The sequence below is a fragment of the Scrofimicrobium sp. R131 genome, from assembly GCF_040256745.1.
In the GTDB taxonomy this organism is placed as follows: Bacteria; Actinomycetota; Actinomycetes; order Actinomycetales; family Actinomycetaceae; genus Scrofimicrobium; species Scrofimicrobium appendicitidis.
In genome coordinates this window covers 609,745-623,173 of record NZ_CP138335.1, presented here as the reverse complement: position 1 = coordinate 623,173, position 13,429 = coordinate 609,745, and the positions used below count along the sequence as shown (strand labels likewise).

The window sequence follows — 13,429 nt, the reverse complement described above, 5'->3', positions numbered from 1 at the left end:
AATGCAACGGAACAAGTTGATGAGCGTCGTCGCCGCCCTGGCGATTGGGGCCGTCGGTCTGGCCGGCTGCTCCACCGGGGGGACCTCGGCACAGTCGGAACCGCAGTCCACCCCGCAAAGCGAGCCGGCCGCTGCGCCGGGCCGGACCATCGACACCATGTTTGGTCCGGTTGAACTCCCCAACAAGTACCCGGACGAGCTGAAGGTGGTCGCCCTGGGCTGGTCGGATGCGGACGCCGCGTTGGCGCTGGGGGTCAAGCCGGTTGCCGTTTACGACTGGATGGGCTTTGGGGACGAGGCGAAGGGAGTTGGCCCCTGGGCCACCGAGCTGTTCGGGGAGGAAACTCCCACCGTGCTACCCAATGTGGACCAAACCGTCGACTACGAAGCGATCGCCGCACTCCAGCCGGACCTGATCCTGAATGTGCGTTCAAGCGGGGACGCCGAACAGTACGAGAAGCTATCCTCCATTGCCCCCACCGTCTCTGGCCCCGAGGGCACCGGACCGTTTGCAGTGGACTGGCTGACCCAGTTCTCGATGATTGCCGAGGCACTGGGGCTGTCCGAGCAGGGCACGCAGGTGTTGGACAACGCCAAACAGAAGATTGACGACGTGCGCAACGAGCACCCAGAGTTCGCCGGCTTCACCGCGGTAGTTGGAACCAAATTTGGCGACGCCTACGGCGCCTACCTGCCGGGGGATACCCGCTGGGATCTGCTCGAACAACTCGGCTTCATCTTGAACCCGGCCGTGGCCGACCTGCCGGCCCAGGGCTTCTTCGCCCCCATCTCCGCCGAACAGATCAGCGCCCTGGAAGCCAATGTCGCCGTCCTCTTCCCGATTGGTTACACGTTGGAGGAACTGGAAAGCGACCCGCTGATCGCCTCCCTGGCCGTGGTCCAGGACGGGCGTGCGGTCATTCTGGCCGAGGATTCGCCCGAAGCGAAGGCTTTCAGTGCCGGCTCGATCCTGTCCGTCCCGCTGGCGGCGGAGGACCTGGCACCGCAGCTGGCTGAGGTAGTTGCCCAAGCGCAATAGGAGTGAGCATGAAACTGGCAGTGGTAGCGGCCAACGGCAAAGTTGGTTCCGCGATCGTCATGGAGGCGGTCGCTCGCGGGTGGGAGGTGACCGCCATCGTTCGCGGGGGCGGGAGCACCGGTGGAGTGGAGGGGCCCGGTGCGCGGGCCGCCAGCTCAATCCTGGTCAAAGACATCATGTCGTTGGAGGCTGCCGATCTGGCCGGCTTCGACGTGGTGGTGGACGCATTCGGCGTATTTGACCCGGACCGCCAGGGCGAGCACACCGAGACCCTGATGCATCTGGCCGACCTGCTGGCGGGCACGGACACGCGCCTGCTGGTGGTTGGCGGAGCCGGATCCCTGTACGTGGATCCGGATCGTCAAACCCAGCTGGTCGACACCCCGGACTTCCCCCCGGCGCACCTGCCGGTAGCCCGGGGAATGCGCGCGGCGTGGGAACGCCTGGCGAAGCGGACCGACGTCCATTGGACCTACGTCTCCCCCGCAGCGTTCCTCAATCCGGACGGCGAGCGAACCGGCCAGTACCGGCTCGGGGACGACCAAGTGCCCGTCAACTCGGCCGGCCAGTCCGTCATCTCCTACCCTGACTTCGCCCTGGCCCTGACCGACCTGGTGGCGCAGGGACTTCCGGATCGGACACACCTGAGCGCGGTCTCGAAGTAGTTGGTTACCTTCCCGCGGCTGGGTCCGGTCAGTCCCGGACCCAGCCGCGGCCCTTAGGTTTGATTGCCCAGCTAACACCCAGGAACTTCACATACTCTGTTCCCATGAGTTCTGACGACGACGCCACCATTCAACCTGCCGGTTTGGATCCACAGCAGATCCGGGAACAGTTCGTGCAGATGCGCCGACTCCTCATGGTCTATGAACACGCACTGCAGACAGTCCTGCTGAAAGTCGACTTGTTGCGCGACGAGTTTCGCCTTGAGCGCGACTACAACCCGATCGAGCACGTCTCTTCCCGGGTGAAGTCCCCACAGTCGATCACCGACAAGGCACGGCGCAAAGGGGTGGCTGTCACCACCGAGTCGCTGCGAGCCAACATCTTGGACATCGCCGGACTTCGCCTGATCTGCTCGTTCCAAAACGACATCTTTCAGGTGCGCGAACGCCTACTGACCCACGGAGACCTGCGCCTGCGCGAAGAGCGGGACTACATTTCTAACCCGAAACCGAACGGCTACCAGAGTCTGCACCTGCTGGTAGAAGTGCCGGTGTACTTGGCCGGTGGGCGCCAGTGGGTTCCGGTGGAGATCCAGCTGCGAACTGTCGCAATGGACTTCTGGGCGTCGCTGGAGCACAAGATTCACTACAAGTACCGCGGGGAGGTTCCACCGGACCTGACCAGCTCCCTGAAGCTGGCGGCCGACATGGCTTCAACCATGGACCGGACCATGGAACGGCTCTACGAAGAAGTCCGCAGCCTGCAACCACCCTCGGAACCGACCGAGGCTGACCCAATGCTGCCATTGTTTCGCGCGCTTGAGAGCGCCTCCATGCTGGAGCAGTTCACCCGCCGCGACGACGACGAGTAGTTCCCAAGCGAGCAGGTCCCCTGACACCAAGAGGCCCCGGGTTGATCCGAAGATCGCCCGGGGCCTCAGCGGTGGCCGACGGCAGGCCAGCCTCAAGGGCGGGACTGCTTGTTAGGCTTAGTGGCCGCTATTGTGCCTTGCGTTTGCGGGTGGCAAGGAGGGCCCCGCCGACTCCGAGGAGGGCGATGGACCAGGTGGCCCAAAGGGCGATCTCTGAGGCACCCGTGTCAGCCAGTTGCTCACCCGGCTTAGCTGCGGGCTTTTCCGTTGGCTTCACCGGTTCAGGGCAAGCCCCCAGCTCCACGTCACCGGACCCAAAGACCAGGTCTTCCATCCCCACCGCCTGGTACTCCACCCGGTAGGTACCCGACGGAACCTCGGTCATAATTGCCTCGAACGAGGACTCTTCATTCAGCTCGACTTCACGAGCCTGAACCTCTTCACCCTCACCGTCCAACAGACGTACCCGGACCATAGTGTCCGGGTAAGCATCAGTCACCGCGCCCTCAACAGAGACCGCCCCGGTCCCGGCTGGACAAGTCGGCTCGGACGCCGTGAACTCCACATCCGCAAACGTTGGCACCACGCAAGCCTCCAACGCCACGTCAACCTCACTGGACACCGGCTCACTTGCAGCCCCATCCGTAAACAAGGTGGCGTAGACCAGATAGGTGCCGTCTTCTCTCACGGGAAACTCATAACTGAACGTGCCGTCATCAGCCACCGAAACACCCTCAGCCACCCGATCACCCAGCCACAGGTCCACCGTGTAGGTCTCACCCTGAACCGCATCAGACACCGAACCGGCCACAGTCACAAACCCGCTGGGACCCACCGGACAAGTGCTGGCCGAATCATCGACAAACCCAACCTCAATCCCATCAAGCCACCCACACACACCGTCGGTCACCGTGAAGGTGTCCGACACTCCGTCCTGCAGGGGATCCCCAAGTACTATTCCTTTGACGTGGTAGCTCCCAGCGGCCACGTCGTCAAACTGGTATCGGTACGTTTCAGTGTCGGGGTCCCAGGTGGCCACCATCACCTGCGGCAAGCCGCCAATCAACTGCGCAACCACTTGTTTGTTCGGCTCCCATTCGGTGAAGACTTCACCTGAGACGGTGCCCCCAACAGCCGGACAGGTTGCCGCGGACACCGAAGCAGTCACGACCAGAGAGTGATCAACATACGGCCAGACTTCAATTGGCCCCAGGCAGGTTTCCGGACTTTTCACCTCACTCCCCTGGGTGATTCCAATTGACCACCTACCTGGTTCCAGGTCGACGACGGGTTCTTCGTCGCCAGCCAAGCCGGTCACCCAGTCCGACTGCGGGTAGGAACAGCTTTCCTCTGCGTAGATCCGGTAGTTCCACGTCATTGCTGGTGAAGCCAACTGACCGACAGAGAGCGTCACCGCGGCCGTCTCTGCGCCCTGGTCCAGTTCGATTGGACTTTCCGGGGAGAAGTACCCTGCGGGAGCGGGCAGACCGTCATCTGCGCTAGCGCTAGTAGTTACCCCCACCACCAACAGGATCCCCGCTCCGATTGGGGCGAGGAATCTTCGAGCAAAAGCCCTGATCAGGCCCACTATTCTTCTTTTCTTATGCACGACGGTTATCCTTTCGGCTGACGGGATCGATGTAACACACACTGCTGCGTGACACCTGGCAGCCTAGCAGCATTTAGCTAAATACTGAATATTGCGCATCAGAATGCCAAACCAAGCTTCACCCCCGGGCCAACGGTCACGCCTAGCCCGCCAAAAGACGCCGTTCTTCGGGCATCAGAGACCACTCAACTGGTTACATCCGACCCAAACCACCGATGGACTGTGCCCTCGCATGGAGGTGCTGGCCTACTGGTCCACAAATGACTGTTCAAGTAATTTGCCTAATTTATTCACAATAGTGATTGTATTGTCGGACAAATCTTCAAAGTCAGCACCAGAAATTACGGTTTTTGCAGATAATGGGCCCCTGACCTGCGTCATCTGGATAACGCGCAACTCGGGACTGCCTTGAACTTTTGGCTCACATGACTATGGCAAATCAGTTCCAACAAGCAGGATCGACACCGGCTTCGGCTGCGGCAAATTGACGTTACTCCAGTCAAACTTCCACCGCCTGCAACCGAGGACCTGACCACTCAACTGCCCGACCAGCACCGGCTCATTGGTTGATGGACAGTTCCGGCCGCAAACCACCAACGAGTTGTGGCCGTCCACGCCAAGCACCCGGCTGGGGATTCCCCGCCGGGCGCTTGTTTGAGCAGCTAGAAAGCGGCTAGCTCATCTGATGCAAAATCAACCTACAGGGACTTGCGCCGGCGCGAAGCCACCAGGGCTCCACCGGCTCCCAAGAGGACAACCGACCAGGTAGCCCACAGTGCGATCTCGGAGGCACCGGTTTCGGGCAGTTGGTCACCCGGCTTGGCAGCGGGCTTGTCACCCGGCTTGTCGGCTGGCTTATCCTCCGGCTCGTCCGCCGGGGTGCAGTCGCCCATCGAAACGTCCTCGGTCCCGATGACGGTTTCTTCCATTCCAACCTGAGAGTACTCAACTTGGTAGTCGCCGGCGGCAACCCCACTCATGATGATTTCAAATGAGGAGTCCTCACCCAGCTTCACCTGATTGGACTGGAGCTCCTCGCCTTCTTGATCCAGCAAGCGAACAACAATCTCAGTGTCCGGGTAGGCGTCATCCAGCCGGCCCTCAACAGCGAACGAGCCGGTGGTAGCCGGGCAGGTCGGCGCCGAAGTAGTGATGGTCATGTCAGCGAACGCGGGCACCGGGCATTCCTCCATCGCTACCACGACGTTACCCACTACCGAATTGCCCGGAGTCCTGTTGGTAAGCAGGGTTGCCTGCAGTTGATACTCACCGTCTTCAGCTACATTGAACACGTGGCTGAAGCTACCGTCGGCCTCCACGGTCACGTCTTCGGCGGTTTGACCGCCGAGAGCCAGGGTGATTAAGTATTCATCATCCTGGTTCATGTTGGCGACTGTGCCGGACACTGTCACTTTGGCATCGGGAGACACAGGGCAGTTTCCACCGGCATTATAATCAACTCTAGTGGGCAGGCTCACTATTTGGCCGCAAACGCCTTCAATGATGGCAAGGGGATCCGATTCACCGACCACGTCAGGGAAGTCAGCGGTCGTCGCTGTCACGGTATGGATACCGGGATCAACCCCGTCAAACAGGTACTTGTAGGTTCCGCTATCCTCATCCCAATCAGCTGTCCGGGCGGTGTCAGGATCATCGTCCAGTACGACCGTCACATCACCTTCAAGTTCACGGCTGGCCGTCACATCACCGGCAATGATCCCGCCGGTCGCAGGACAGTTCTCTGCCGCCACTTCGGCCGACACGGTCAGCGTGGGGGCGACGTCGCCGGTAACAGTAATCGGCTCGGTGCAGGCTTCCGGACTGAGAAACTCCGATCCCCACTGCGCTCCAATGGACCACGTTCCGGCCCCAAGCGCAACTGTATCCGACTGTTGCACCTGACCGTACTCGGTAGCTTCCAACTTAACCCAATCGCCAAAGGCCGCGTCGTCGCTACATCCGACCCCGGAGTAAACACGGTACTGCCAGTCGATAGAGATGGCGTATCCGAGCATGGACACATTCAAAGTCACGTCCGTTGTCGTTTCGTCTGCATTCAACATGATCGGACTACTTGGAGTAACCTCGAGGTCCAGAACTGGCAAAGCTGCATTTGCACCCGCCGAGATTCCGGCTGCGAGTAGCGCTCCGGCCCCAACCACAGCAAGCACCCTGCGGATAGCCGGCCTGGTCAGACCCACTTTCCTCTTCTTCAACTGCATAATTATCTTCTTTCCCGTTGACGGGACAGGTGCAACCCACACCGGTCTAATAGTCTGTGTGAGCATATCAAAGGTTGATTGATTAATATACACATTGTTTCCAAATTGTAACCAGAGTGACCCTGTGGACAGAGGTTCTATTCTCCGCCTTAGGCTCTCCAGTGCGCTTCCCAGCGCCTCACAACCAACGCCTAACACAGACCCAACGAAGACTTGAGCCCGATCATATTACTCCTGACTGAGTGTTGACATGCCATTCGCTAATCTCGCCAGAACAAGCTCAAATAAGGCTGCTATATTTGCCTGAACTTCTTTCGATGGTGACGCAACGACGACCGTAGATGATCACTAGATCAACTCTTTTGCCTACCGGAACTAGCCTGACCAGGTCATGTATACGATCGTGGCGTGCGCAACAGAGTTCGACTAAACGATCGTATGGGGTCCAACGGTCTGCCTCTCCCGGAGGCTAGAGTTGACAACCGCTTTTGACCCACCACGGCCGCGCAATTTCCAGCAACAAAGCCGCCTAGCGGTTGCGCACCAAGATCCGTCACTCGGCTCTCCGCACCCGCTCGGCTGACCACCCACCCATTGTCGAGTGCAGGGCGCCACCAGCCCTGAGCACAACCTGAGTCAAAGGTGTCCAAGATTACACCAACACGAAAAAGGCCCCCCACCGATTGGTGAGGGGCCACAGTCGGTCAGCCTGATCGGGTTCCCGGCCTTCAGCGTGTGCTACCTGCCACCCATCCCGGACATAGCAATCCCAGAGATCAGGTACTTCCGCAGGCCAATCACCAGCGCGGTGGTTGGAATCATGGCGATGATGGATGCTGCCATCTGCAGGTCCCAGCGCGTCCCATTTTGACTGGAGAAGGTGGCCAAACCAATAGGAAGCGTTCCCAGCGTCGAGTAGTCCACCGTGACGATCAATGGCCACAGGTAGGAGTTCCAGAAGCTGATGAAAGTGAACACCGCCAAGACGGCAATGGGAGCCTTGGTCAATGGCAGGATGATCTTGGCGAACGTGCGGATCGGCCCCGCCCCATCGACCCGAGCGGCCTCCTCCAACTCAAATGGAATCCCCCGCATGAACTGCCGCATCAGGAAAGTTCCGAATGCGGTGAACGCAAACGGCAAGATAAGAGCTTGGTAGCTGTTCACCCAGCCAAACCATTGCATCAGGATGAACATCGGGACGACCAGGACTTCCTGCGGAACCATGAGGGTACCGAGGAACAGAACAAAGACCGCATCCCGGCCCCGCCAGCGCAAGCGACCGAAAGCATACCCGGCCAAGGTGGACACCGCCAACACCACCAGCGTGCCCGCCACTGCCACAATGAACGAGTTCGTAATGTAGGTGACGAATGGTCCGTAGCGAAAGACCTCAGCAAAGTTCGACCAGCGCACTTCCGAGGCGATGAGCCGCGGGGGCATCGAGAAGATCTCCGAGTTCGGCTTCAGCGCCGAGAAGAACGCATAGATCAGCGGAAAGACAAAGATCAGGGCCGCGAGCCCCAGAGTGACATACGTCAGCACCAGCGATAGCCGGGACGATTTCTCTTCCTGGTGAGTGCCGTAGAAACGCTTGCCTCCGTCCGTCAGCTCCTGTGCCGCCCGAGTTGCGGTAGGTGGTTGCATCGCCTCAGTACTCATAGTGGACCCACCTCTTCTGTGCGGTGAATTGGAACGCTGTCACCAAGATGATGATGGCAAACAGAATCCAGGCAGCAGCGGCCGCGATGCCGAGTTGTTGGAACTTGAAGCCTTGGTTGTAGATAAACATAACCAAAGGCAGGGTGGCGTTCCCCGGACCCCCACCCGTGAGCAGTTGGGGCTGGACGAAGACCTGGAGGGACGTAATCACCGTCATGACAGCCGCAAAGAAGATCGCTGGCGAAATCATCGGCAACGTCACTCGGGTCAAAAGACGCACCCCAGATGCCCCATCGATTCGCGCCGCCTCGACCACATTTTGCGGGATCTGCTCCAGCGCAGCCGAGAAGATCAGCATGTTGTAGCCCAACCCTTGCCAGACCGACATGATCACAATCATGATCATGGCCCAGTGCTTGTCGGCCAGGAAGTTGGGCAGGTGCCAATTGAAGAGCGAGACGGTAATTCCGTTAAACAGGCCCTGTGGCTGTAGCAGCATCTTCCATACCAGCACGTTAGCCACCATTGGCGTGACCACCGGGATGAAGAAGAGAACTCTAAAAGCCGTCCGACCTTTGATGCGAGGCCCAATTAGCAGCGCCAACGCCAAAGCGGAAATAATGTTCAGCGGTACGTACAGAATGGTGAACACAGCGGAGTTGCGCAGAGCCGGCCAAAAATCTGGGCTCTGCGTCATCAGCCAGGAGTAGTTCCCCAGGCCGACAAACTTCCGCTCACCAAATGCGGGCCAATCGAAAAAGCTCATCACAATGGAGAGCACGACGGGCACCGCGGTGAAGATGCAGAGACCCAGCAGGGCTGGGCTCACAAAGCCCAGCGCCTGCCGTCTCTCTGCCTTCAACAGCACGCTACCTTTTCGCGGTTTACTAGCTGTCGCAGTAGTTGTCATGGTTCTAGTTCGTCAGTGTTGGTTGGATGTGCCTACTTCGAACCAAACTGGGCCTGAGCCTGGTCCAGCATGTCCTTCATGGTCATCTGACCGGAGTAGACCGACACCAGATTTGGCTGCATGTAGGTGTTGACCTGGTCCCAGTTGCTGGTGGTCCGCTGGCCCTGAACGTCCTTGAAGCCAGCGTCGAATGCGGCCTTCACTTCTGCCCGATAGCCATCGGGAAGTGCCTCGAAGTACAGCGGCTGCGACTCAGTGCGTGCCGGGTAGGACCGCCCGGACGAAGCAATCAGATCCTGAGCTTCTTTGCCAACCAGAGAGCCCAGCACTTTCAGTGCGGCTTCACGTTCGGCGCCCTCACAGGTAGCTGCAATACCGAAGCCGGAGCCCAAGACCAAGCCCAACGAGCCGTTGTCGCCCTTGGGGAGACGGGTAGCACCCGCCTTGAAACCGGACTCGTTGGCAAAGTAGGACGCTGCGTTCCAGGTACCGTCGACTGCCATGGCCACGTTTCCGGCGTTGTATTCCTGCTCACCCCAGCCAGTTTCCGAAGCTGAGGGAACTTCGCCAGCAACCTTTTGATCGGTCACCAAGCCGCCGTACCAGGTGGCCGCGTCGACAAACCCCTGTGCAGTTAGGTCCAGCTCACCGGCCTCATTCACCGGTTGGAGCCCGGACTTGGCGATTGGCAAAGCCATCCATTGGAACTCACCCATCCCGATCCCAAACCCCTTGTGCTTGTCGGTGGTGGTGCCTTTTGCCGCAGTCTCAAAGTCGTCAAAAGTCCAGTCGAGGGTGGGTTCGGCAGTGCCGGTCTCCTCGAACATATCTTTGTTGTAGTAGACGAGCATGGCAGCCACGTCGTAAGGCAACCCGTACAGGGTGCCGTCATAGCTCATGATGTCCAGGGAACCAGCGGTGAAATCATCTTTCGACAGCCCCGCAGTAGCGAGGTCCTCGTCGGTGAGCGGGGACAGAGCCTGGGTGAAACCGGACAGGCGTTGACCATTCATCGAGGTGATGCAGGCCAGGTTGCCCGAGGACATATTGGTCGTCAGCTTCGTGAAGTAATCGTTCCAGGCAGAGGTCTGGGTCTTGATCGTAATGTCCGGGTTTTCTTTCCGCGCGATCTCCGCCGTGTTCTCCACCCAGTCCATATCGTCTTGGCTTCCGGCCCACATATCCCAGGTGACTGTCACACCCGAGCTAGAGGAGTCCCCACCACCGTCGGAAGACTGGTCTGATTGATTGCCTGACCCGCCCGAGCTACAGGCTGCCAGCCCCATGGTCAAAGTTGTGGCTACCGCCGTGGCAGCCAGTAGATTCTTGCGTCGCATTGTCTCTCCTCTTTGAATAAATCGTGCAACAGGGTTCGCGGTTGGATAGTTTTATCGAGTTGTTACTTCAGCTCCATGTCCTTGGCGAAGTCTTCGTCCAAGTACAGCTCAATTACGGGAACCTCAACGTTTGGTCGAACCACCGGCAAGACCAAAGTGAGAGTGCCGGCGGGTTGCCCACCGGGTTGGGTAGTCAAAGCTGGAAGATCCGGATCGGTAATCTCCATCTTGATCTCGGACCCGTCGTTGAGCAGACGGGCAAACTTGACCTTCCCGGCCAGGTCCCGCAGGTGCAGATGCCCAAAAGGCCAGGCCAACAGGTGCAGATAGGCCCGATCACCGCGCTGGGTAATCACGGTTGCGGGCGGGGCTTGGATCCTGGTGGCTCCAGCACCAATAATCGATTGGCCGTGCAGCCTCATCCATTCCCCAATTCGGCTGAGGGTCTCTCGATCTCTCGGCGTTACGGCTCCGCGCGCATCCGGACCGATGTTGAGCAGAAGGTTTCCGCCCTTGGCTACGGTATCGGCGAGCATCGCCACCAGCATTTCAACGGATTTGAAGTCAAAGTTGTCCCGGTCGTAGCCCCAAGAACCATTCAACGTCTGGCACGCCTCCCACCTAACAGCCTGCCCGTTAACGGTCATCCATTCGGTCGGTTGGTACTGCTCCGGAGTAATCAGGTCTCCCGGGATCCCCAGGCGGTCGTTGATGACAATTCCGGGTTGGAGTTCGCGGCACATCTTCATGATCTCCTCAGAACCCCAGTCCTCGGGGTACTTGCCATCCCACCCGTCGCGCGGCTCCGCGTAGGTGAAATCGAAGAAGATGTAGTCGATCTTGCCGTAGTTTGTCAGAAGCTCACGGATTTGGCTATGAAGATACTGGCGATAGTTCGCCCAGTTCCGGCTTTCGTTTTGCAGCCGAGCGTCGGAGTCGTCCCGCCGAGGGTGATGGTAGTCGATCGTGTAGTCGGGGTGGTGCCAGTCAATCTGGGAATAATAGATTCCCACCTTCAGGTCTTCCGCCCGAAGGGCTTCCACCCACTCCCGCAAGAGGTCGCGCCCGGCATAGTTTACCGAGTTGTAGTCGGTCAGTTTGGTGTCGAACAGGCAAAACCCATCGTGATGCTTCGAGGTCATGACCGCATACTTCATCCCGGCTTCTTTCGCGGCCCGCGCGATGGCACGAGCATCAAACAAGTCGGGATCAAAGAACTGCGCATAGCGCTCGTAATCCACCACCGGCGTCCGCTCACGGGTCATAACCCACTCGTGTCGAGCCGCGACAGAATAAATGCCGTAGTGCACAAACAGGCCGAAGCGATCGTGGTCGAACCAGGCTCCATTGGTGCCAGTGACGGGTTGTTGCATCACCTTAATCTAAACCTCTCCGTCGAGTATGATGAAAGTTATCGACTTACGTCGACATGAGATACGCTACCGGGACTTCGTGCGATTCGCCACGGCACAAAGATAACGAAACTATAACAGTGTGAGCAGAACTACCCTGAAAACTTCGTTCAGAGTCCGACGAAAGTAGTAGGATCGTCGCAGTTCGAGCACATCGGGAGGCCGATAATCATGACCAGAACTAACAGGGCCGAACCTCCTTCGGTCCGGGCCCAGATAATCTCAGCCATCTCTGGCGGTTTGGCCGAAACAAGAGTGGACCTAGCCAAACACCTGCAGCTAGCACCCTCCACAGTCTCTGTTCACGTGCACGATCTTTTGGCCGAAGGAGTCCTCAGCGAAGAGGGCCAGGCCGACTCAACCGGGGGCCGACCCGCAAAAATCCTGCGTCTATTGGCGCCAGCAGGGCATCTCCTAGTAGCTGAACTGGGTGGGACTCACGCCAGACTGGGTTTGGCCGACCTAACCGGGAAACTGCTAGCAACGGTCGAGCGGCCAATCAACATCGAGGACGGGCCGGACGCGGTGTTTGACACCCTGACCGAGTACTTCGGTGACCTAGAAGCTGACTACGGCCACACTTCGGCTCGACGAGGGGTCTGCGTTGGGCTTCCCGGACCGGTGGATGTAGCAAAAGGCCGTGTGGAAACTCCATCACGAATGCCAGGCTGGAACCATTACCCAGCCGGACGCCAGCTTCGAGACCGGCTCGGCACCCACGCCTTGATAGAGAACGACGCAAACCTCCTCGCCCTGGGCCAGGACAGCCTGCACCCCGGATTGTCCTCTTCGATCACGGTGAAGGCTGGGACCGGAATTGGGGCCGGGTTGGTGATTGGCGGAGCACTCCACCACGGGGCCACCGGGATGGCTGGCGACCTGTCCCATGCTCGCCTGCCAGATGCAGGGGATATCCTCTGCGCCTGTGGCAACACCGGGTGTCTGGAGACTGTCGCTTCCGGCGCTGCCCTGGTTCGCGAAATGCGCGCCACTGGTTATGACGTCACCAGCCTAAGTGAGATTATCGAGCTAGCTAATAACGGCGACGGGCTGGCCACCTCTCTGGTTCGCGGGGCCGGTCGCCACCTGGGAGAAATGCTCTGCCCCATCGTTGGCTTCACCAATCCCCAGGCCGTGTACCTGGGCGGGCTACTCTCAACGCTCGAACTTTTTGTAGCCTCCGTTCGAAGCCAGCTCTACGACGGCTCCCACCCGGCCGTGACCAAAAACCTGATCATTGATCGGACCGGGGAAGGACCGGACCTGGCCCTAATTGGCGGCGCCCGGCTCCTAGCTCAGACTATCCTGGCCGAATCTGCCCGGTAACCTCGTAGCTCTCTAGCTTTGTCTCTCCAGGAACTGCTTCAGGACTACCGCCTGATTGTCAGTCTCATCTCGAGCCGAGTACACCAGGGTGACCACCGGGTGCTGCGCCACCAACTCGCGCAACTGGGCTACCGCCTCGGGATTGTTCTCCAGTTCGGCGGTGTATCGCCGAGTAAACTCAGCCATTTTCTCCGGGTCGTGGCCAAACCATTTGCGGAGCTCTGTTGACGGAGCCACTTCCTTCAACCACAGGTCCAGGTGGGCTTTTTCCTTCGACTCTCCCCGGGGCCAGATCCGGTCCACCAGGACGCGATACCCGTCCTCACCTGCGGCTGGCTGATAAACCCGTTTGATTCTGATTTCGCCCATTGCAGC

General features: G+C 59.2%; 11 protein-coding genes. 4 read left to right on the top strand and 7 right to left on the bottom strand.

Going from position 1 to position 13,429, the window contains the following annotated elements:
• Nucleotide 1: 1 nt before the first annotated feature.
• From SAC06_RS02935 to SAC06_RS02925, 3 genes are all read left to right on the top strand, one after another.
• Nucleotides 2-1,039, top strand: a complete 1,038-nt coding sequence (locus SAC06_RS02935) for an iron-siderophore ABC transporter substrate-binding protein (protein ID WP_350258723.1) — start codon at nucleotides 2-4, stop codon at nucleotides 1,037-1,039.
• Nucleotides 1,040-1,047: 8 nt separating this feature from the next.
• Nucleotides 1,048-1,704 carry an NAD(P)-dependent oxidoreductase gene (locus SAC06_RS02930; RefSeq protein ID WP_350258722.1) on the top strand — a complete coding sequence of 219 codons (657 nt, stop codon included), beginning with the start codon at nucleotides 1,048-1,050 and terminating at the stop codon, nucleotides 1,702-1,704.
• Between the two features lie 104 nt (nucleotides 1,705-1,808).
• Nucleotides 1,809-2,576, top strand: a complete 768-nt coding sequence (locus SAC06_RS02925) for a GTP pyrophosphokinase family protein (RefSeq protein WP_350258721.1) — start codon at nucleotides 1,809-1,811, stop codon at nucleotides 2,574-2,576.
• Nucleotides 2,577-2,703: 127 nt separating this feature from the next.
• Here SAC06_RS02925 and SAC06_RS02920 read toward each other — a convergent pair whose 3' ends face one another.
• The 6 genes from SAC06_RS02920 to SAC06_RS02895 form a co-directional block, all read right to left on the bottom strand.
• A complete protein-coding gene (locus SAC06_RS02920; protein ID WP_350258720.1) occupies nucleotides 2,704-4,164 on the bottom strand; it encodes an LPXTG cell wall anchor domain-containing protein in 1,461 nt (486 codons plus the stop codon).
• A gap of 719 nt (nucleotides 4,165-4,883) precedes the next feature.
• Nucleotides 4,884-6,248 (bottom strand): LPXTG cell wall anchor domain-containing protein, encoded by a 1,365-nt coding sequence (locus SAC06_RS02915; protein WP_350258719.1) that lies wholly within the window; start codon nucleotides 6,246-6,248, stop codon nucleotides 4,884-4,886.
• Nucleotides 6,249-7,145: 897 nt separating this feature from the next.
• Nucleotides 7,146-8,069, bottom strand: a complete 924-nt coding sequence (locus SAC06_RS02910; protein WP_350258718.1) for a carbohydrate ABC transporter permease — start codon at nucleotides 8,067-8,069, stop codon at nucleotides 7,146-7,148.
• Nucleotides 8,059-8,931 (bottom strand): sugar ABC transporter permease, encoded by an 873-nt coding sequence (locus tag SAC06_RS02905; RefSeq protein ID WP_350258717.1) that lies wholly within the window; start codon nucleotides 8,929-8,931, stop codon nucleotides 8,059-8,061. The genes SAC06_RS02910 and SAC06_RS02905 overlap by 11 nt, the downstream gene beginning before the upstream one ends.
• 80 nt (nucleotides 8,932-9,011) lie before the next feature.
• On the bottom strand, nucleotides 9,012-10,316 hold the full coding sequence (locus SAC06_RS02900; RefSeq protein WP_350258716.1) for a sugar ABC transporter substrate-binding protein: 1,305 nt from the start codon (nucleotides 10,314-10,316) through the stop codon (nucleotides 9,012-9,014).
• Between the two features lie 62 nt (nucleotides 10,317-10,378).
• Nucleotides 10,379-11,689 carry an alpha-L-fucosidase gene (locus SAC06_RS02895; RefSeq protein WP_350258715.1) on the bottom strand — a complete coding sequence of 437 codons (1,311 nt, stop codon included), beginning with the start codon at nucleotides 11,687-11,689 and terminating at the stop codon, nucleotides 10,379-10,381.
• Nucleotides 11,690-12,034: 345 nt separating this feature from the next.
• On the opposite strand from SAC06_RS02895, the gene SAC06_RS02890 reads away from it, so the two are divergent.
• Nucleotides 12,035-13,054: an ROK family protein gene (locus SAC06_RS02890; protein WP_350258714.1), complete on the top strand. Its 1,020-nt coding sequence runs from the start codon at nucleotides 12,035-12,037 to the stop codon at nucleotides 13,052-13,054.
• 12 nt (nucleotides 13,055-13,066) lie between these two features.
• Here SAC06_RS02890 and SAC06_RS02885 read toward each other — a convergent pair whose 3' ends face one another.
• Nucleotides 13,067-13,423 carry a DUF488 domain-containing protein gene (locus SAC06_RS02885; protein ID WP_350258713.1) on the bottom strand — a complete coding sequence of 119 codons (357 nt, stop codon included), beginning with the start codon at nucleotides 13,421-13,423 and terminating at the stop codon, nucleotides 13,067-13,069.
• Between the last annotated feature and the right edge of the window lie 6 nt (nucleotides 13,424-13,429).

Coding starts and splice junctions, on each gene's coding strand:
- SAC06_RS02900 (WP_350258716.1), bottom strand. CDS start 10,316: ATGCGACGCAAGAATCTACTGGCTGCCACGGCGGTAGCCACAACTTTG.
- SAC06_RS02895 (WP_350258715.1), bottom strand. CDS start 11,689: ATGCAACAACCCGTCACTGGCACCAATGGAGCCTGGTTCGACCACGAT.
- SAC06_RS02915 (WP_350258719.1), bottom strand. CDS start 6,248: ATGTTGAATGCAGACGAAACGACAACGGACGTGACTTTGAATGTGTCC.
- SAC06_RS02910 (WP_350258718.1), bottom strand. CDS start 8,069: ATGAGTACTGAGGCGATGCAACCACCTACCGCAACTCGGGCGGCACAG.
- SAC06_RS02930 (WP_350258722.1), top strand. CDS start 1,048: ATGAAACTGGCAGTGGTAGCGGCCAACGGCAAAGTTGGTTCCGCGATC.
- SAC06_RS02885 (WP_350258713.1), bottom strand. CDS start 13,423: ATGGGCGAAATCAGAATCAAACGGGTTTATCAGCCAGCCGCAGGTGAG.
- SAC06_RS02935 (WP_350258723.1), top strand. CDS start 2: ATGCAACGGAACAAGTTGATGAGCGTCGTCGCCGCCCTGGCGATTGGG.
- SAC06_RS02925 (WP_350258721.1), top strand. CDS start 1,809: ATGAGTTCTGACGACGACGCCACCATTCAACCTGCCGGTTTGGATCCA.